Source organism: Phycisphaeraceae bacterium (genome assembly GCA_020639155.1).
In the GTDB taxonomy this organism is placed as follows: Bacteria; Planctomycetota; Phycisphaerae; order Phycisphaerales; family UBA1924; genus JACKHF01.
The window spans coordinates 1,699,122-1,717,867 of the sequence record JACKHF010000001.1; the positions used below are offsets into that span (position 1 = coordinate 1,699,122).

Below are 18,746 nucleotides of genomic sequence, written 5' to 3' on the forward strand. Positions count from 1 at the left end.
GCTCTTTGCATACCTCAAAGCAAAGCCTGAACACCAGAAATCTGTTCTACCGTTCCATCTAACCTGTTGCTAACAAAGTACATATTGAAGCGCGATAGTTATTTTGCATGGATCTTCACCCGGGGTGTCGGGTTCTGAGGTCTCTACTCGACGTACGACAGCAGATGTCATCTCGTTTGTGTAGATGATCGGCCCCTCATCGGATGAGAACGCGATTCTGATGTTGTCATCTGGTGCAAACAGAGCGTTCTCATGCACAGCAATGAGTGCACCACCATGTCCGATGTTGACGGTGTGTCCTGTGTGAAACGTGCCACGATTCACATGCTCTAATCTCACGGCAAGTGAGGCTGGTTCGCGAGGCCAGGCTCGACGGTTCATTGATGTGGGTTTGAACTCGATCATTTGCTTTGGCAGCATGGCAGTCCTCGCTCACTGAGCGCATACGTGGCAGTTCAACCATCGGATAATCATGCACTGCGCACAAAAAACAAGCATTAGGCAATTTATACGTCCAATAAATCACATTGAGTCTTTGAATATGAAGCGGCAAGCACGTCGGAAACTCCCTATTAAGGGGATTTTGCGCTTTGCTGTGGCCAGATGATGATTATGCAGCCTGTGAGCGACTGGCTCGGTGCATGTTCATATCAAACACGCGATGAACTGAAAGCGATTGGCGGAGAAATACAGCCCGATTTGCCCAGATTCTGTCATCGCTGGGCCAAAGACAGAGCATGACATCTGTTGCTCCAGTCAGGAAGACCTCATCAGGATTGACGATCGGTCGACCGCAGAGAGAGGGGCGTTCCATTTGCAGAGTATGGCTCTGTATCGGGTGGTTCTTGTACGGTACGAATGGAGGAGCTGCCTGGTAGATTCCGCGACAATCTGCGTAGACGAAGGCAGTGATGTGTGTTGATGAGCGGGTCAGAGTTTCTACGAGAACGTGTGCGTGCGTTTTATCAAGCACGAGAGCAACACGCCTGCCTGAAAGAGCGTTGAGCGTTGCCAGCACCCTCACTATGCAGTCTGCTGGGATTGCCTCCGAGAGCAGCGCTGAGTCATTGGCATGGTGCTTTGGGTGATTCGGCTGTTTGTGCATAATGAAGCTACCGCGCAGGAGTTGGTGAGCGAAAACGCTATCGACCTTGGCATTATTGGATATGTATTCTTTCATCCAACAGCGCGGGAACTGCGCATCGATGGCTACGCGGCGGATCTGTTGGCTGTTGTTATATCGGCCTTGTGCAGCACAACACGGTGAATGTTTAGTTCTGCTTCGGCAACGCTCTCCACGGCATACTTTGAACGTACCTCGCGCATCGATGACATCCCAAGTGCATCACGCCAGCACTCATCATCAATGAGGCCTTCGATTGCACGGGCGATTGCGTCTGGTTCGGGTGGCATTGCGAGCCCCGTGACACCGTGCTGCACACGCTGTCCAGCCCCTTCGCCGTTGGTGACAACGAGCGCAGCACCCGTTGCCATTGCTTCGAGCACATACGGCACAGACTGCTCGTCAGATGTTGCACTGACAAAGACCGATGCCTGACTAATCATGTGCGCGCGCTGCTGGTCTGTTGTTTCAGTCACAAAGTCCACTGTGCCAGGGCAGCGTTCTTCGGCAAAGGCTTTGCTTGTATCGACGCATGGACCATTTCCAATAATAGTGAGGTTTGTCTGGCGCTCTCCCATGTCCCGCAACATCGCATGTGCTTCAATGACAAGATCGACTCGATCTGCTTCTGTCATAGAGCATGCGCAGACGATGCTATCGTTCTGCCTGCCGCCTGCAGTCACCACGGGAAGATCTGCAGAGAGTGCTGCTGGGATAACGTGTGTGAGCATGATGGGCACCTTGTACCGCCACGCCAGATCACCAACCATCGAGTCCGATGAACCGATGACTGCACTCGCATGTGCGCACAACTGTGCTTCGACTTCTGCTGCTCTGGCGGCTTCAGTCGAGTCAGTGCCGAACCGTTCTGCCTGTGTGCGAGACCATAACACATCGCCGGATGCAACGAGTGCCACGTGGTGGAGTTTCTTTGGGAGCAACTCCATCAACTCGCACGCTGTTGTTCCGGCTGCGAATCCAATTGTACGAACTGTTGCGCATGTGCATCCGTGTGTGAACTCGTCGAGTGCAGAAGCATCACCTGTCCATGCAAGGTATGACGCGTTTCGCGATTGTGCGATCTGGTGCTCAGTCTCAAGATCCAGTGCATTGCCTGATGACTCAACCTCATTGTGTGCGCAGACGATAACAGTGCGTGCATACGACTGCACGAGATGTGACGGAAGCAGCCAGAGCCGATCCAGTTTGTTTGCAGCTTGCAGGGATGTGAGCGATTCGCCGTGCGGCAGCACGACGAAGAGCAGGTCTGCTAGTGGTGTTGTTTCGCTTGCCATTGTGATGATCGATCCCTGTCTTCTGGTGCGTCATAACCGCGTGCCGTCAGGTTGCTCAAGGGTCTGTATCGGCTGGTTGTGAGGACAATACAAGCCCGCCCCTCTATCCGGGTGTCGTGATATCCGTGCTCGGCCGGTTTGTAGCGACTTTGACGGTTGTCTGATCCTGGGCAGCGCAATGATTTCGTATAAACGTCCTATATCGTTATGGCTTGACGCGTTGGGTACGGTCTCAGGATGTTCCCTAACGTTCTGCAATGACCAGTCATACGGATGCTCATCCATCTCAGCGAGTCGTCAATAATGCCCGACTCGTCTTTCTTGGGACCGGCACGAGCTCCGGTGTTCCAGCAGTTGCATGCACATGCCCCGGTTGCTCATCAGCAGATCCGCGCGACACCCGCCTTCGTACAAGCGGTGCTCTTCTTTTTCATGATGAAACAGGGCAGCAACGGGTCATACTTATCGATGCAGGACCAGATCTTCGTCAGCAGGCGCTGCGTGCGAAGCTCATGCGATGTGATGCGCTTCTCATGACACACAACCATGTGGACCACACGTGGGGCATCGACGAGCTCCGCAGATTCAACACGGTCATGAAGCAGAGCATTCCTGTCTATGCGAGCGAGCACACCGCTGCGTTCCTTCATCGTGTGTATCAGCACATCTTTGTGAAAGAAGCGAACATCAATAACAGCTATGTTGCATCGCTTGACATGCACCTTGTCACTCCGATGCAGCCGTTTGAGATCTTTGGCATGCGTATTACACCGATCCCGATCTGGCACGGCAATCTTGAGGTGATGGCTTACCGATTCGATCTTCTCTCGAAATCGCGCAACGAGCGCGAGTCACTGTTTCCATTTGTGTGGTGTACCGATGTGAGCAGCATACCTGAGGATTCACTGCGCATGATGATGGATGTGCGAACACTGGTGCTTGGCGCATTGCGTCACAAGCCACACGAGACGCATATGACAATCAACGAGGCTGTTGCGGTTGCGCAGAATATCAGCGCATCGCAGACATGGTTTGTTCATATGGGGCACGAGGTTGTGCACGCGGAGATCGACCCGGAACTTCCTGAGGGCATTCGGCTAGCGTGGGACGGGCTCGAACTGGCATCAAATACATCATGATGCGCCAAAGCTAAAGAGAGCCGTGCGAGATAGGTTACTTTGTCTGCTCCGCAGCTTTGATCGTCAGTACATATTCCACCAGCGCGTCGAGTTCGTCCTCGCTCAGGTTGAACGGCTTGGGCATCTGGTTTGGGTATCCCTTGACGATGCCGATGCCCGGGTTGCGGATGGACTGTTTGATGTAGTCTCGTGTTGCGGTGAATGTCTCACCCGATTCCAGTTCGATCTCTCGTCCCAGTAGATCTGCCAGAACGGGCGCGTTGGGGATCGGTTTTCCTTCCGGCGAGTGGCACGTGACACAACCGTGGGTTTTGAACAGCACCTGTCCCTTTGCGATCAACGCGCTGTTGTCAACCTTCGGCTTGTTCCTGCAACTGGCGAGCGTGCCCGCACAGAGAGAAACGAATACTGCACACGCAACACCAGAGATGATGCATGACGAGCATGTGCTGTGTCTGTTGTTATGCACGCTCGAAGAGATCCTGCTGATCGCGGATGTGCTTTGGCCTGCGCGCAAACTCTGACGCTTCAGCCGCAACCTGGTCGGCGGTTTCCAGCCCGTGGTACTCGCACGCGTACCGGATGTATGCGATCTCGTCAAGATCACGAAGCCTCGACATCACGCGCTCGCCGATGACGATCGATGGAACCTCGCGATCAAAGTCACGATGGAGTTCGTCTTCGATCGCATCAACAAGCGATTGCTTTGCGTGCTCCGGCACGGGACGCTTGCCGCACGCTGCCTGGACGCCTCGCAGGATGTTCTCGGGGTTGAACTGCACGCGCGTGCCGTCCTTTTTCACAACCATCAGTCGTGCGGTTTGCTCGACCCGTTCGTACGTGGTAAAGCGCTTGTGGCAGCTGTTGCACTCGCGGCGGCGGCGGATAGCGCGCCCCTCGTCGCTGGGGCGGGAGTCGATCACCTTGTCGTCGTCGGTTTCGCAGTATGGACAGTGCATGGGCGAGATATGGTAGACGCGAACTCGCCCGCCACAACCAGTGCGGGGTCATTCGTTTAAATTCGGCCCAAATCAAGGATTCTCAGGCACTTGTCGCGGCGATCATCGCGCCAACCGCGTCAAGCAGTTGATCGGCTTGGGCTGTTGTGCCAGCTTCTGCGATCAGGCGGAGGATTGGCTCGGTGTTGCTCGCGCGGACGTGAACCCACGCATCAGATCCGTCGTCGAGTTTCAGATCGATACGGACGCCGTCCTGCGAGTCGACGCGGACGTGTGGTTGCGATCTCCAGTGCGCTGCCAGCGCATCGATAGCGGGCTGGGCGTCGGCCTTGCGCATCAGTGGTTGCTTGCGTTTGACGATGGCGTACGACGGGATAGACGCGACAAGCTGCGAGAGTGTTTTTCCTGTTCGTCGCATCAATGAGATCACGAGCGCCATCGCGGAGAGCGAGTCGCGCACATAGGTGATCCTCGGCCAGATCACGCCGCCGTTGCCCTCACCGCCGATGACAGCGTTGTGCTGTTGCATCGCCTCGACAACGTTCGCCTCACCGACAGGTGTGCGGATGACTCGCGCGCCGAATGTTGCAGCGACATCCTCGATCATTCTGCTCGTGGACAGATTTGTACACAGGACAGCGTTCTTTGCTTCATCCTTTGGCATGGAAGAGAGCACTTCGAGTGCGCTGAGTGCGAGCGTGTACTCCTCGCCGATGTATGTGCCGGTCTCGTCGATGATGGCCAGTCTGTCGGCATCAGGGTCCTGCGCACATCCGATGTCGGCATTGTGTGCGCGTACCTGTGCGCACAGATCAATCAGATTTTCCTTTGTTGGCTCGGGCTCGTGCGGGAAGATGCCCGAGTTATCGCCAGCAGTCTGGATCGCATCGCAGTGGAGTGCCGCAAGGAGTTCCCGCGCGACGGGCCAGCCGGATGCGTTGACAGAATCAAGCACGCACGAGATTTTTTTGGGGTTTTCTTGCGATTGCGCGTGCTTCAAGACAAGCTGTGGGTGATATACAGCTTCCGACTCGGTTGTGTTGCACACCGAGCCCCCGTCTCGATTTGCCATATGGTTTGCACCGTTGAATAGATCGATGATCTGTTGGGCCTGTGCTGCATTCGGGGCGCAGGCTGAGACAGATCCATTCGCATCAGACACGAGGCACTTGATCCCGTTCCACTCTCCCGGGTTGTGGCTGGCGGTGATGATGACGCCCGCGTGCGCTCGGTGGTAGTCGACCATCACGCCGGTTGTTGGCGTTGTTGCAACATCGAGAAGAATGACCTCGCACCCACATGCCGCGAGTGTTGACCAGACCCGCTCGTAAATAGGTTTTCCATTGGCTCTGCCGTCGCGAGACACCACAACACATGGACAACTACCGTCTTTGTTCTCGCTCGCTTCGAACCGCTGCCAGACCCACGCTGCAATGGCGCGGGTGTATCGCCCCGCATCATCGAGTGAGAAGTTCACATCAACAAGGCCCCGCAAGCCTGAGATGCCGACGATGAGCGGGGGAACTTCGTTGTGCGTCTGGGGTGTCTGTGTCATCGCGCGATGGTAGCGTGAGGGAAGCAGCGATTTCACCCGGTCTTGGAGGTAAACTCGCGGCGGAGTCGTGCTGACGGGATGCCGAGCTGATCACGATACTTGGCGACGGTACGCCGCGCGATGTCGATCCCACGCTCGGTCAGCGCCTTGACGACTGCCTCATCGGAGAGTGGCTTTGCCTTGTTCTCCGCATCAATCACGTCCTTGACTGCTGCTTTCACCGCGTCGTAGGAGACCTCGCTGCCGGATTCGGTCTGGTATCCGCCGGAGAAGAAGTTCCGCAACTGCATTACGCCGCGCGGTGTCTGGATGTACTTGCCGTTGACAGCGCGAGAGACCGTCGCGACGTGGATGCCGAGCTGCTCGGCGACCTCTGTCATCGGGAGCGGCTTGAGCGATTGCGTGCCGAAGTCGAATACCTCGCGCTGGCGATCGATAACGACATTGACGACGCGCAGCAGTGTCTCGTTGCGCTGTCGCATCGCGTCGATCAGCCAGTGTGCGTTCGCAAGGTTCTTCTTGATGAAGTCTTTGTCGCGCGTGGGCATGGACCGTTCCTTGCTCAGCATCGCGTACTCGCGATTCACCTGCAGGTTCGGGAGTCGGCGATCGTTCAGGTACGCGAAGTATCTGTCCTGATCCTCGTCGTACTCGACGATGACATCAGGGATAACCGCAGCGGTTGTCTCCGTGACGAGTGATCGTGCTGGCGCAAGGCTGAGTTTTTGGAGAAGTTTGATCGCGCCCTGGATCTCGTCGATGGTGAGCCCGGTTGCTTTAGAGATTACGGGCAGCCGGTTGTTCGTCAGATCGTCAAAGTGATCCTCGACCAGCCACGCTGCTGTGTCGATCTCGTCGTCGGGCTCGTTCTGTTCGAGGCCTTTTTCTCGCTTGATCGCAGCGAGTTGCAACAGCAGGCACTCTGGCACAGTGCGTGCTGCGACACCCGGCGGGTCGAGCACGTCGTGCAGCGCTTCGAGCGCGAACGTGAGATCGTCAGTCGTCAGCTTCTTTGCGGTGTGCGCATTGCCATTGAGTTGGGCGGTGCTTTCCAGATTCGGCTGACGATCAACAATCGTCTCCAGTGGCGTACGCAGGTAGCCATCGTCATCAAGGAACGAGATCAGGAGATCACCCGCTCGTGCAAGATCGGGATCGGTGCTCGCCAGTCGCCATTGGTCGGAAAGTTGTTCTGTCAACGATTGTGATCGCGCAGGCGCAACAGATACCGCGCTGAAGCTGTCGCCATCGTCGCTGCGCCTGATTGGCGAGTGCAGATCCCGAAAACGATCAAGCCCCGAGGCAGAGTACGCGTTCTCCGCAGCGTCTACATTCTCGGATTCGTACGAGGACAAGCGTTCGAAGCTGTCGTCGGCAGAGTCGTTATTTGTGAGCGGCTGGTTGTTTCTCTGCTGCTCGTCTCGTGTTTCGGCACGCTCGCGGTTGAACGATTCGTCGGGCTCAATCTCGGCAATTTCGAGTGTCGGATTGTTCTCAAGTTCCTGCTCGATGCGCTCTTCGAGTTCGTTCAGCGGCATCTGGAGGATCTCCATGTTCTGGATCATCCTCGGCGCCAGCTTCATCGACTGGCTCATCCGCATGTGTTGTGACGTCTCGAAACGCATGATAACGAAAAGAACTCCTGTTTGCTATGGCGTGTGAGGGTCCGATCCTGATTGGCCCACGGTTTGCCGGCCGGCGATTGCATCGGCTAGTACCGCAGCATTTGCAAACTCAAGCGATGATCCAGAGGGCAGGCCCCGCGCAAGGCGCGTGATGCGCACGTTCTGCGCGTTCGACTTTGTGATGTGGTCAGCAATATACAGCGCGGTCCCGTCGCCCTCGAAGGTGGGGTTGAGTCCAAGGATGATCTCACGCACCTCAACACTGCCCGCGTTCCGTGCTGGCTGGGAGATGCGTTTGGTGAGTTCGTCGATGGTCAGATCGCTCGGACCAATTCCCTCAATGGGACTGAGCCGACCCATCAGCACGTGGTAGATGCCCTTGTACATGCCGGTCTGCTCGAGCGCGATCAGATCGCGTGGCTGCTCCACAACAAGCACGGTCGACTGGTCACGATTGGGATCCGAGCAGATGGCGCACACGGGCTCGTCGGTCAGGTTGTAGCAGACATTGCAATGCCGGAGTTTGTCCTTGACATCAGCGATCGCGCGCGCCAGCGCGAGCGCGCCGTTGCGTTCCGCTTTGAGCAGATGGAACGCGATGCGTTCTGCACCGCGTCTGCCGATCCCCGGCAGGTTAGTGAGTTCGCGGATCAATCGATCCATCGATTCCGGATACCCGGTCTGCGCGCGCGCGGACGAACGCGACACGCTGGTGGCGGGCTTTGCGGATGATGCTGGGTCGTGCCCCTTGGTCATGTGCAATAGTAGTGGGGATGCACAAGGTCCGATGTTGTGTATTTGTGCAAGAATGTGGTTGGCAAGCGTAAAACAAGGGGATGGCGCTGCCAGAATGACAGACGGAATCGTGGGTCTGTCGCGCTACGATGGGAGCCCATGAAACCGGCTGTTTCTTGCCAAACCGTTCTGACACGCTTGCGCGCACGGACCATGCGCCGCGGGTTTGCTGTCGGGCCGAACACTGGGAACGAGCCGCGATACGTTGCGCTGATTGTTGCGATGGTGGTTGTTGCGTTCGGCGTGTTCTATGTTGTAGCGATCAGGCCGAACCTCGTGCCGAAGCGGTTTGCGAGTGTAGTGGAAGGGAAGCTGTATCGTTCGGGTGCACTCACGCCAGCAGCGATGGAAAAGGTGGTCAAGGAGCGCGGGATCCGCACGGTTGTGGATCTTGGCAGTTTCGAGCGGGACTCCGTCGCAGATACACGCCAGCAGCGGACAGCCGATGCGCTCGGTGTCAAACGGTTCCGGTTTGATCTCGCAAGTGGGAATGCAGTCGATCCGAACGAGTATGTGCGAGCGCTGGAGATCATGACAAGTCGTGAGCATCAACCGGTGCTGGTCTATTGCAACGATGGCACAGGCAGGACCGGGTGCGCTGTGATGCTCTACCGGCACATCCACGAGGGCAAGCCGATGAGCGAGGCGCTCGATGAGGCGATCTCGCACGGGTACTCACTCTCAGGAAATGCCGATCTGGTTCGTACGCTGCTCGACTGGGCACCTGAGATCGAACGCGCGGTGCGTGATGGATCTGTCATTGATGTGAACGCACACGGAGAGCGTCATTGATGCGCACTGGCGCGATGGCTGAGATGGTCTGGCGTGTGTGCGAAGCATTGTCTCGCAAGCCTGTCGTGGCTGGGCTCCTGCTCGTGCTTGTGTGCGCGATGGTCACACTGCCCGGGCTCGGTGCGCACGGATTTGTGAACTCCGAAGCGCATCGGGCGGTTCCGGCGTTCGAGATGCTCGAACGCGGCGAGTTCATCGTCCCGACGATGTTCGATCAGGTGTATCTCCGCAAGCCGCCGGGCATGCCGTGGCTGATCGCACTTTCGAGCAGGGTGTTCGGCGAGACAGAGTTTGCCGCGAGGTTTGTTTCCGCGTGCGCGTGGACGTGTTCGGTGTTGCTGATCTGGATCTTCGCGTGCCGATGGTTCGGCAAGCCGTTCGGTCTGTGTGCAGCGCTCGCGTGTGTGCTCTGGCCATGGTTCTGGACGAGCGCACGATCGGCTGAGATCGAGGCGCTCCACAACATGTTCAGCGTGCTGTTCGTGCTCTCATGTATCGATCTGGTGGTGTGGCAGAAGCGGATGCCCGCACACGACAGTCAAAAAGCGATAGTCCGTGCGTTAAGTTCGTGTGCTGCTATCGCGATCGGACTCAGCGGCATGTTTGCAGTCAAGGGTGGTGCGGGGCTCGCTGCGATTGGTGGCGTTCTAATCGGCGCGACTTATATCCGTATGAAGCATTGCAGCCGTCTCGATGCGAGAGTGCCTGTGCAGACAGTTGCGATCGTTGTATTCTGCGCGATAGTTGGTGTTGGTGCGTTCACGTCGATATGGCTGAGGCAGTACCTTGCTGCATCATCGCAGGATGCGGTGACGCAGTCGTCGGCTCACTTTCTCTGGAACATGGAGAAGTTGCACCGGATCCTGATCATTGTGTTCGATGCGTTTGTAGCTGGCGCGCCGTGGATGTTCGCTGCGCTCTGGCCCTGGGGTCCGTTCGCGAGGGACGAAGCAAAGTGTGCGGTTGTGACCGGCGTTGATATGGCTGCGCACGATCGGCTGGTTGTGGCGCAGACTGTATCACTCGCGTGCATTGCCGGACTCGTGATCTCGATGATTGCTGGCGTATCGAACGTGCGGTACACCATGCCCGTTGGTATGCCAGCCTGCGTGCTGGTCGCGTACTGCATGCGAGGATGGCGGATGCACTTCGGACGCACGCGCAGAGTATTCTGGCGCATCTGCACGCTGGGCTCGCCATTGCTTGTCTACTTGCTGCTGCTGATCGCGATTGCGATCTATTACACAAAGTTCGAGGAGCGCAGGGCACGATTGAGTGGGCGGGAGATCGGCTTTGAGATCGGTGCTGCTGTGCAGACAGACATGGATCGTTCTCAGGTTTCAGACACTGTTGTGCTAGCTGACCACCTTGTCGAGGCTCGGCCCGAGATCCTGCTCGCGATAGAAAACACAGCGAATACGCACGTGCGATGGATCTCGGGTTTGTCTGAGAGTGCTTCTCTAGAGCAGGTTGGTGGTGTTGTATATCTTGCATTGCGCGAGGATGATGACAGCGATGAACGTTCTGCAATGCAGCGTAGTGGCGCGCTTGAAAACGCAGATCTCGTCGGTGAGTGGTCGTTCCGCGAGTACCGCATCATTGTCTATCGAGTTAATACCACCAGAACCAATTAGTTCGATTCTGCTCGTTCAATGACAAGACGCTGCGCCCAGTGCCGAGCGGTTCCCGGGTCCTCGACGCGATACCTGAGCACTCGATGTGCTCGGTTCACAAACATCTGATCGATATGCACGAGTGGGATCGTCAGGTTGAACTTCGACCACACGCGAGGGAATGTGGCGCACGGGCCCATGCCAGCGGATTCGTACGCGCCGACGTATGTCTTGTGATCGATCATCGCGCTGAGAGAGCCCGACGCGCGGGGGATGTTGAAGTCGCCAAGGATGATATCTGCTTCCGGAAAACCGGGAGTTTCAATGGGCTTTCGCGGTGATGTTCCTGATCGAATAACACCCGCAAAGGTGTCTATTTCCTCGCGGGTCTGCTGTGCGATCTGGCGCTTGCTGAGTGAGACATCCGATGGAAGATCAAGAATCCACACAGTGAATGTGTCATCACGTGCGCCCGGCAGATCAAACTCGAAGAATGCTGCAAGACCGACATCATACGTAGTCTGGTTGGCGCGAGGTCCGATGATTTCGTGTGGCACATTGGGAAGTTTGCCACGCAGATGCAACTGCGTGAGCGCCCATTCATTCAATGGTACACGTGAAAAAATGGTGAACGGCCACATCCTTGTGAGTGTCCAGTTCTGTTTCGTGTTGTTTGCGATGGCATTCCAGTTCACCCTGCTGTGCCCGTTGGCAACGATGACGATGTCTTCGTCGAGTGTCAGCAGAAAATCAACTGGGATGTCGTCGCGGTTCGTTGCCATATTCCAGTAGGCGATCGAGAGCATTTTCGTTTCATCGTGCGCTTTGGGTGATGGAAGCAGCCGCCTGTGCGAGTGCCAGTCGAGAAAGATAAGCCAGAATACTGCGAGGAGGAGACAGAACCATGCCACTGTGCGCACGCGTTTGAACACTCGCTTTGACTGTTTGTCTTTCTGATTGTGCTTTGCGGATGTTCGTGATGCTGCAAACGAACCAAGATGCGATGTCATGAGCAAGCCCAGCACACCGAGCAGGACAGCGGGTGTTGGGGTCCAGAAGATCCATTGCGAGAAGACCCAGCGATCCGTGACGATCCGTCCGAACACCCACACACCAAGCGCAAGAAGTGCGCAGATTGTGGCGAGCCACGAGAGAAAAACGAGAATGCGACGGGAGAGTGTCACGCGGAAAATGCTCGATTCATGCGGGAAAACAGCTGGTGCTTGCGAATCCCGGGTGGATGGGTGGCCTGTGAGAACCCGGATCGTTGGCGTGGTTTCGGCTGATTTTCGACAGCATCCGCAATGTTTATAGCCGGACCTGCCATCCGGTCGAAACGTGGACACACGGTTTGTTATGGCAGAGAGATCGCGTCCAACACCAGATGCTGCTTCGCGCGACGAGCGTTCGCGATCATCTATTGCGTGGCCGAGCGCGTCTGAATCGTCACCGAGTACGCGCAGGACGATCGATGAATACTTCCTCTCGCCGCGCTTGGTGGACGAGGGAGCATTCAACGAGCTGTCTGCGTCATTGCGGCAGTTGATCGAGCGGGCGCAGGATGCGCAGCGATCACTCACAGACCAACTCTCGATTGGCAAGCGTGCGGCGGACACACTCGACAAGATCCGTCCCGAGATCCATCGTCAGACATCCGCAGCAAATCGACTGGTCGAAGTGCTCGCCAGCAGCGTGCAACGGCTGGATGCGATGATCCAGCGCGCACAGACGAAGACGATGATGCTCGAATCGACCGAGGAAAGGATCGCAGCAGCGATCGAGTCTCGATTGCAGTGGTTCGAGCGGGAGATCGAGCAGCGTGTTGATGCAGCGATCCAACGCGCAACACATGATCTTCAGCCTGTCGTTGACAAGGCAGAGCGATCGACAACAGTTGCGAAGAAGCTGTGCGATGGCATTGATCAGCGTGCAAAGGCTCTTGATGAGCACACCGAGCGTGCGATCAGTGCTGCAGGCAGATCGATCGATGCAGAGATCAAGGCGCTCGATGAGACTGTGCGCACGATGTCGGATCGCGCTGTCAGCGAGGCGATCGATCGGACGAGCGTGCAGGAAACGCTCGGATCGATTACATCGAGCATCACGGCTGCATGTGATTCCGCCCAGCAGATGTCCGAATCGTTGCTTGCGGAAATCGATGCAAAGATTCATCGTGCGAAACAGCAGGCAGAGCAGGTGGGTGCGATTGACTTTGGATACCTCAGTGCGGTGTGCGACCGGGCGCAGACGTTCATTGGAGATGGCAACACGACCGATGAAGCGTCACCTGCGAACACGCTTGCTTCTCTGATTGATCGGGCCGAGTCTGCGACACGTGTGCTTGCCACTGCAAACAATACAGCTGCCTCATACAAAGCGCAGGCAGAATCGGCAAAGCAGACGATGGAAGCGTCGCTGCTTGCCAGTGCAGAGTGGCTCGACAATCTGCACGATCAGCACAAGGAACTTGATAAAAAGATCCAGCAGTCGCTGCTCGAGTGTGAGCAGGTCCGTCTGCTTGCTGAATCCCGCACGACATATTCAGCTGCGGATGAGACCCAGACAGCTCCAACGATGATTGCAGCATCGGAAGCTGAGCCGAAGCCGATCAAGCCAATTGGCACGGTGGATCATTCGCTTGCATCCGCGATGATCGCGTGGGATGAGTTTGTTGATGAACCGGGCAACGAGTCAGCTTCAGAAGACAACCATCTCGCGGAACTGGTGGAACCTTGCGTTACCTTCATCGCGGGTGACGTTGGCGATGCGATCGAGCGAGAAGGACTCGATGACGTAGCTGGCCATGACGGTGCCGTGCGCCAGTGCGGAGCGGAAGACAGCGAAGTCCGAGAGGACATCAGCGATTTCCCCTTTCTCCACACGGGAAGCAAGATAGCCCATCATGCCACCAGCGAAGGAATCGCCGGCACCGGTGGGATCGATGACCGAGTCGCTGGGGAACGCGGGGATAGCGCCAACGCGATTGCCATGGACAAACAGGCACCCGTGCTCGCCCTTCTTCACGACGACAAACTTTGGCCCCATGGTGGTGATCTTGCGAGCCGCAGCAACGGTGTTGGTCAGGCCGGTGAGCTGCTGGGCCTCGTCATAGTTGAGAACAAGCCCGTCGACCTTGCGCATGAGGGCATCGAGTTCGGGACGGGCGGTGTCGATCCAGAGATCCATAGTGTCGGCGACCGAAAGCGAAGGCTGCTCAATCTGTTCCAGCAGGCCCATCTGGACCGCGGGATGCGAGTTGGCGAGAAAGACAAGCTTGGAGTCTCGGTACTGCGCTGGGACAGCGGGCGGCTCCTCGATCAGGACGTTGAGTTCGGTGTAGAGGGTCTCGCGGGAGTCCATGTTCTCGAGATACTTCCCGCCCCAGCGGAAGGTCTTGGATCCCTTGCGTGTTTCAAGTCCCTCAAGCCCGATGTTCGGCATGTGCTTGAGCACCGTGCGAAACTCATCCGGGAAATCATCGCCGACAACACCGACGATGCGTACGTTGGCGTGATGTTGCGCAGCCGCGGCGAAGTAGGCACACGAACCGCCGAGCACGTTCTCTCTATGCTCGCCGGAAGGGGTGTAGACGGTATCAATGCCAACGGTTCCGGTGACAATCAGGGACATGGGAACTCTCTTTCGTTGTCTTCGTTTTCTCTTGTGAATGCCGGATCAGCAATGGTGTCGCACGGGCTCTGCTTGCGTGCGGGTGTTACGAGTCGAATGCTGCGTAGTCTTCCTCGCTGATATCCGCGTTCGAGTATACCTTCTGCACATCCTCAAGCTCTTCCAACGCATCGATCAGCGTTAACACTTTCTTTGCATCATCGCCAGCAACAGCGACAGTGTTCTGCGGGATTAACGCGATCTCGGCGGACGATATTTCGATCTTCGCATTCTCAAGCGCTTCGCGTACAGCGTGGAACTGTGTTGGCTCTGTTGAAACGACCCAGAAGCCGTCGTCGTCCTCCGGTGCTTCAACATCTGTCGCACCCGCGTCAATCGCCGCGTTTATAACGACATCTTCCGTCGTCTTTCCCGCCTCGACGAGAATCTGGCCAACCGTGTCGAACGAGTAGGCAACGGAGCCCGAAGCGCCCATATTCCCATTGTACTTTGAGAAGACCATCTTCACTTCCGGCGCGGTGCGGTTGCGATTGTCTGTCAGCGCATCGGCAATGATGGCAACGCCGTTGGGGCCGTATCCCTCGTACCTGACGGACTCCATCTTGCCGCCGCCGAGTTCTCCTGCGCCCTTTTTGACCGCTCGCTCAATGGTGTCCTTGGGCATGTTGGCGTATCGAGCCTCGTCGATCGCGTACCGCAGTGCAAGATTTGACGCAGGGTCACCCCCGCCCTCGCGCGCAGCAGCCATAATCGCCCGTGAGCACTTGGACCACATGCGACCGCGTTTCTTATCAACGGCCGCTTTTTTATGCCTGATATTGGCCCATTTACTATGGCCTGCCATGCAGAAACTCTCCACGTCAAGTCGGTTCTGGTGTGAGGGTGCGATGGTAGGGGAGTGGTGCGCGTTTGTCGGCACCGGATTTGCGGTCTTCCGTTTCTTGGTATCAATCTTCAAGCGTCGCTGGATCGATTTCGAAGCCGTCGGTGTCCGGGAGATTCAGCTTGCTTTCAGGTCTGCAAGATTTCCGTGCCATGGCACGCGTGTAATCGGATGTCGGCAGGCGGGGGAACGTCTGTGTTTCAGCCCAAGCGAGCACGTGTTGTGATGCACGTGTGAGCTGGTTTGCGGGAACAACAGACTCGATAAAATCACATGCCTGCGTCAGTTTTAGTCGTTTTTCGATTGCACCGGCGTCGACCAGCATCATGCGCAGACGATCGTCCAGTGGAAACGCTGCGTGCCCGATCGTGTTCAATGCGCGTGCAAGGACAAACTGGTTCATGCCGGGAATCGACGCGAGGTATGTCGCGGCTTCCCGCTTTCCTGTGCGAATGATTGTGTCGAGCCTGCACTGATCTTCGCGATCATAAATCTCGTTGAGCACATCAATGAGACGATCTGATCGTTCCGCGGATCTTGGGTATCGCTCTCCGAGAATGAATGAGATCTCGATGGGCGAGCACACACGAAGATCGTTGTAGTTCACGGTGTGCTCGCGAAGTTTGTCGTGCGCCTTCGATGCCCGCTTTGCGTCAGAATCATACATCAGCATCGACATGATGATATTGTGCATCAGCGGGCATTCGTCGGCAGGCGCAGCCGGGAATGTGATCGGTTCTGCTGACGATGCTTCGAGTGTTGTAAGGAACGAGAGCAGCGCAGGTCCATGTGTTTCAATATTCGAGAGCGTCTTTGCGCGCGATCGGCTCGGTATGCGGCGCTTTGCTGAGGATTTTTTCGGCGCGCCTTCGCTCACTCGGAATCCTCCGATTGAGCTTCTTGGGTCACAGGAGTGAAAGATGCCGGCTCGTTGGGTGTGTCGTTGATGGCTTGCGATTGCTCGTACCGTTGTTGCTCTTCACGCACCTTCGCGAGAGCGTCGAGCACGCTCGCCTCCCGCTTGAACTGCTTGTCGAGCCTGAACTGGAGTGTTGGTGTCTTCGCGAGCGCAATCTCGTCTGCGATCTCGTGGCGTATGTGCTTTGCTGCTGCGGTTAGGCCGTGCAGTGTGATGTTCTCGTGCTCCTCCGGAAGAACCGACACGTAGAGGGTAACGACTCGAAGATCATCCGAGCATGTTGCGCGCGTGATGGTCACCATCCCCTTAACGCGAGGGTCTTTTAAGCCCCGTACCACCACCTCCTGCACATGGCGGGTAACGAGTGATGCGACCTGTTCCGTGCGGATACTCATGCGCTGGTATTATCCTCCATTGGTGGAGTATTGGTCTGGTTGGTGGCAAAGTCTGCCAGCAGCTCGTCCTCAATATCGTGTTTCTCTTCATCGGTCAGATCGGCAGCCGGTCGATCGTCCCGCTCGGGGAGATTCTCCTCAATGTCGATCCCGCCGATAAAGTCGCGGCGTGAGTCGACGATATCCGCATCTGTGGAAGCCCGGACGATATCGAGTACCTTGTCAAGCACCCTTCCGAGAACGCGACCATCCGTTCCCACGCACGCGACTGCGAGCGTGGCTCGGTTGAGAATGTCCTGGTTGGCAACCTCCGACACAGAAACACGATGTGCTCGGACAATCCTGTCACGCAGGGATCGCACCACGCGGCGCTTGTCCTTCAGGGACTGGGACCAGTGGATATCGAGTTCGAACTGGAGAACAGCAATCAGCATGGACTATGGGTGCGCACGATGGCGACTTTGGACCAGGCACCGTGCATGAGGCGACGGGTCTGGTCAGGTATTTATTCAGTATTCGGCAGACACATTGTAGTGAGGGAAGTGTAGAGAGGGTGATAGTGGCGATGGAACGATGTTAATAAAGAGCAAGCAACGTTGCAGATTGAGAAAACAGACTTGTTTTTAGCAAACGAAGAAAGATGCTTTTCTCTTACGGGCAGCCTGATGTGTACGCGTTCCCAAAGCAGATGTAATCGAAGATATCAAAGTTGCCATTACCGTCACAGTCTGCGTATGGCTCATTATTTGCATACGCGTTGCCGAAGCAGATGTAGTCGAAGATATCGAGTGAGCCGGAGTCGTCGCAATCTGCATAGCAGGTCGCGCCACACCCATACATCACAATGTTCTCTACGGGCAACTGCCCCGCGTACCAAAAAGAGCCACCGACAACGGTATCGCCGTTTGGTATCTGCACAACTGAAAGAGGGTACCCAAGTCCCGAAAGTGAGTTTGCATCCGGCCAGTCCCAGTTATCTCCATCCCACATCGCAAAGTTGTAGTTTTTGAGCATTGTTTGCCCCGACTGGTAGAAGTAGCCACCTGCAACGATGTCACCGCTGTCCAGCCTTGTAAGTGTGTTAACTTGTGACTCTTCTCCACCAAGTCCCTCGCCCAGTGGCTGCCATATGTTTGCTTTAGAATCCCAGCGTGCGATGTTCTTCGCTCCAGACAAGATGCCCGATCCGGAATAGATATCCAGAAACCCACCAATGAGAATGTCATCGTTTGGCAGTACGAGGAGTGTGAATACGAGTCCAAGGACTCCCGTTGTTGGGTTTGGTCCGACGGGCAGCCACGATGTTCCGTTCCATCTCGCGATGCTGTTGATATGCATTCCGCCAGCAAAGGTGAAAACCCCCGCAGCGACAACCTCGTCGGTGCTGAGCGTTGCCAATGCGAAGACATGTGGTGATTCAAGGCCACCGCCCACGTCGGACCAGATCTGTCCATCCCATCGTGCGATCCCGCTTGCTGGAAGACCGTCAGCTGTCGTAAAGAAACCACCAGCATACAGATCACCTGTCGATGTAGTAGTTAATGCGTACACGACATCGTTCATGCCGGTTCCCAATGCGTGCCACTGGAAGCCGTCCCATCGCGCGACTCGTTTCGCAGGTGCGCTGCCAGCAATCGTGAAGTCACCGGCCGCAACGAGGCTTTTGTCAGCAAGCAATGTAACAGCAGAAACAACCCCGTTTGTGCCCGCGCCCAGCGTGTTCCATTCACCTGTCTGGAAGTCAAACGTTGCTATGTTGTTGGCATCAGTGCCACCCGCTTCAGTGAAGTCACCACCCAGCACAAGAATGGATCTATTCGGACCAGCAGCTTCCTGATTCCAAAGCACCATCGTATGAATGGGGCCGTTTGTCCCCCCAGAAGCTGCCGGGATGTACCACTGCGGTGACGGGCATTGCCACTGTGCGGATGCGCTCAGGCACATTGGCAGCATGCAGATTGCAGATGTCAGGATATTGGAAAAAGATCGCATGGTGCCTCCGAACCGGCATGCAGGGCCTGTG

The 18,746-nt window shown here is 56.4% G+C and carries 18 protein-coding genes; 3 read left to right on the forward strand and 15 right to left on the reverse strand.

Going from position 1 to position 18,746, the window contains the following annotated elements; genetic code table 11:
• Positions 1 to 69 precede the first annotated feature (69 nt).
• Both H6815_07180 and H6815_07185 read right to left on the reverse strand, forming a co-directional pair.
• Positions 70 to 420: a PilZ domain-containing protein gene (locus tag H6815_07180; protein MCB9860223.1), complete on the reverse strand. Its 351-nt coding sequence runs from the start codon at positions 418 to 420 to the stop codon at positions 70 to 72.
• 789 nt (positions 421 to 1,209) lie between these two features.
• Positions 1,210 to 2,418 (reverse strand): glycosyltransferase family 4 protein, encoded by a 1,209-nt coding sequence (locus tag H6815_07185; protein MCB9860224.1) that lies wholly within the window; start codon positions 2,416 to 2,418, stop codon positions 1,210 to 1,212.
• Positions 2,419 to 2,675: 257 nt separating this feature from the next.
• Here H6815_07185 and H6815_07190 point away from each other — a divergent pair, with 257 nt between their 5' ends.
• Positions 2,676 to 3,557 (forward strand): MBL fold metallo-hydrolase, encoded by an 882-nt coding sequence (locus H6815_07190; GenBank protein ID MCB9860225.1) that lies wholly within the window; start codon positions 2,676 to 2,678, stop codon positions 3,555 to 3,557.
• Positions 3,558 to 3,591: 34 nt separating this feature from the next.
• Here the strand turns inward: H6815_07190 and H6815_07195 are convergent, their stop codons facing one another.
• The 5 genes from H6815_07195 to recR all read right to left on the reverse strand — a co-directional run bounded on the left by H6815_07195 (position 3,592) and on the right by recR (position 8,359).
• A complete protein-coding gene (locus H6815_07195) occupies positions 3,592 to 4,026 on the reverse strand; it encodes a cytochrome c (protein MCB9860226.1) in 435 nt (144 codons plus the stop codon).
• Entirely contained in the window at positions 4,019 to 4,516 is a 498-nt protein-coding gene (gene nrdR, locus H6815_07200) for a transcriptional repressor NrdR (GenBank protein ID MCB9860227.1), read from the reverse strand. The genes H6815_07195 and nrdR overlap by 8 nt, the downstream gene beginning before the upstream one ends.
• Before the next feature lie 82 nt (positions 4,517 to 4,598).
• Positions 4,599 to 6,071 (reverse strand): phosphoglucosamine mutase, encoded by a 1,473-nt coding sequence (locus H6815_07205; protein MCB9860228.1) that lies wholly within the window; start codon positions 6,069 to 6,071, stop codon positions 4,599 to 4,601.
• A gap of 32 nt (positions 6,072 to 6,103) precedes the next feature.
• Positions 6,104 to 7,696, reverse strand: a complete 1,593-nt coding sequence (gene rpoN / locus H6815_07210; GenBank protein MCB9860229.1) for an RNA polymerase factor sigma-54 — start codon at positions 7,694 to 7,696, stop codon at positions 6,104 to 6,106.
• Positions 7,697 to 7,720: 24 nt separating this feature from the next.
• Positions 7,721 to 8,359, reverse strand: coding sequence for a recombination protein RecR (gene recR, locus H6815_07215; GenBank protein ID MCB9860230.1), 639 nt, complete (start codon positions 8,357 to 8,359; stop codon positions 7,721 to 7,723).
• 231 nt (positions 8,360 to 8,590) lie between these two features.
• Between recR and H6815_07220 the strand changes: the two genes are divergently transcribed.
• The gene (locus H6815_07220; GenBank protein MCB9860231.1) at positions 8,591 to 9,283 is read left to right on the forward strand and encodes a tyrosine-protein phosphatase; all 693 of its coding nucleotides are present in this window, start codon (positions 8,591 to 8,593) and stop codon (positions 9,281 to 9,283) included.
• A complete protein-coding gene (locus H6815_07225; protein MCB9860232.1) occupies positions 9,283 to 10,917 on the forward strand; it encodes a glycosyltransferase family 39 protein in 1,635 nt (544 codons plus the stop codon). The genes H6815_07220 and H6815_07225 overlap by 1 nt, the downstream gene beginning before the upstream one ends.
• Here H6815_07225 and H6815_07230 read toward each other — a convergent pair.
• The 8 genes from H6815_07230 to H6815_07265 form a co-directional block, all read right to left on the reverse strand.
• Positions 10,914 to 12,476, reverse strand: a complete 1,563-nt coding sequence (locus H6815_07230; GenBank protein ID MCB9860233.1) for a hypothetical protein — start codon at positions 12,474 to 12,476, stop codon at positions 10,914 to 10,916. The two genes, H6815_07225 and H6815_07230, sit on opposite strands and share 4 nt — an antisense overlap.
• Complete coding sequence (locus H6815_07235) at positions 12,469 to 13,068, reverse strand: hypothetical protein (protein ID MCB9860234.1); 600 nt, start codon at positions 13,066 to 13,068, stop codon at positions 12,469 to 12,471. Before H6815_07235 ends, H6815_07230 begins: the two co-directional genes overlap by 8 nt.
• Positions 13,069 to 13,593: 525 nt before the next feature.
• Positions 13,594 to 14,526 (reverse strand): sugar kinase, encoded by a 933-nt coding sequence (locus H6815_07240; GenBank protein ID MCB9860235.1) that lies wholly within the window; start codon positions 14,524 to 14,526, stop codon positions 13,594 to 13,596.
• Positions 14,527 to 14,611: 85 nt separating this feature from the next.
• Positions 14,612 to 15,370, reverse strand: a complete 759-nt coding sequence (locus tag H6815_07245) for a YebC/PmpR family DNA-binding transcriptional regulator (protein MCB9860236.1) — start codon at positions 15,368 to 15,370, stop codon at positions 14,612 to 14,614.
• A gap of 103 nt (positions 15,371 to 15,473) precedes the next feature.
• Positions 15,474 to 16,286: a hypothetical protein gene (locus tag H6815_07250; protein MCB9860237.1), complete on the reverse strand. Its 813-nt coding sequence runs from the start codon at positions 16,284 to 16,286 to the stop codon at positions 15,474 to 15,476.
• Positions 16,283 to 16,723, reverse strand: coding sequence for a 30S ribosome-binding factor RbfA (rbfA, locus tag H6815_07255; GenBank protein MCB9860238.1), 441 nt, complete (start codon positions 16,721 to 16,723; stop codon positions 16,283 to 16,285). Before rbfA ends, H6815_07250 begins: the two co-directional genes overlap by 4 nt.
• Entirely contained in the window at positions 16,720 to 17,157 is a 438-nt protein-coding gene (locus tag H6815_07260; protein ID MCB9860239.1) for a DUF503 domain-containing protein, read from the reverse strand. Before H6815_07260 ends, rbfA begins: the two co-directional genes overlap by 4 nt.
• A gap of 217 nt (positions 17,158 to 17,374) precedes the next feature.
• On the reverse strand, positions 17,375 to 18,715 hold the full coding sequence (locus H6815_07265) for a hypothetical protein (GenBank protein ID MCB9860240.1): 1,341 nt from the start codon (positions 18,713 to 18,715) through the stop codon (positions 17,375 to 17,377).
• Between the last annotated feature and the right edge of the window lie 31 nt (positions 18,716 to 18,746).

Bases quoted from the DNA above. Each gene is read 5' to 3' on its own strand.
- H6815_07180 (MCB9860223.1), bottom strand. From the start codon at position 420: ATGCTGCCAAAGCAAATGATCGAGTTCAAACCCACATCAATGAACCGT.
- H6815_07185 (MCB9860224.1), bottom strand. From the start codon at position 2,418: ATGGCAAGCGAAACAACACCACTAGCAGACCTGCTCTTCGTCGTGCTG.
- H6815_07190 (MCB9860225.1), top strand. From the start codon at position 2,676: ATGACCAGTCATACGGATGCTCATCCATCTCAGCGAGTCGTCAATAAT.
- nrdR (MCB9860227.1), bottom strand. From the start codon at position 4,516: ATGCACTGTCCATACTGCGAAACCGACGACGACAAGGTGATCGACTCC.
- H6815_07205 (MCB9860228.1), bottom strand. From the start codon at position 6,071: ATGACACAGACACCCCAGACGCACAACGAAGTTCCCCCGCTCATCGTC.
- rpoN (MCB9860229.1), bottom strand. From the start codon at position 7,696: ATGCGTTTCGAGACGTCACAACACATGCGGATGAGCCAGTCGATGAAG.
- recR (MCB9860230.1), bottom strand. From the start codon at position 8,359: ATGGATCGATTGATCCGCGAACTCACTAACCTGCCGGGGATCGGCAGA.
- H6815_07220 (MCB9860231.1), top strand. From the start codon at position 8,591: ATGAAACCGGCTGTTTCTTGCCAAACCGTTCTGACACGCTTGCGCGCA.
- H6815_07225 (MCB9860232.1), top strand. From the start codon at position 9,283: ATGCGCACTGGCGCGATGGCTGAGATGGTCTGGCGTGTGTGCGAAGCA.
- H6815_07235 (MCB9860234.1), bottom strand. From the start codon at position 13,068: ATGAATCTTTGCATCGATTTCCGCAAGCAACGATTCGGACATCTGCTG.
- H6815_07240 (MCB9860235.1), bottom strand. From the start codon at position 14,526: ATGTCCCTGATTGTCACCGGAACCGTTGGCATTGATACCGTCTACACC.
- H6815_07245 (MCB9860236.1), bottom strand. From the start codon at position 15,370: ATGGCAGGCCATAGTAAATGGGCCAATATCAGGCATAAAAAAGCGGCC.
- rbfA (MCB9860238.1), bottom strand. From the start codon at position 16,723: ATGAGTATCCGCACGGAACAGGTCGCATCACTCGTTACCCGCCATGTG.
- H6815_07260 (MCB9860239.1), bottom strand. From the start codon at position 17,157: ATGCTGATTGCTGTTCTCCAGTTCGAACTCGATATCCACTGGTCCCAG.
- H6815_07265 (MCB9860240.1), bottom strand. From the start codon at position 18,715: ATGCGATCTTTTTCCAATATCCTGACATCTGCAATCTGCATGCTGCCA.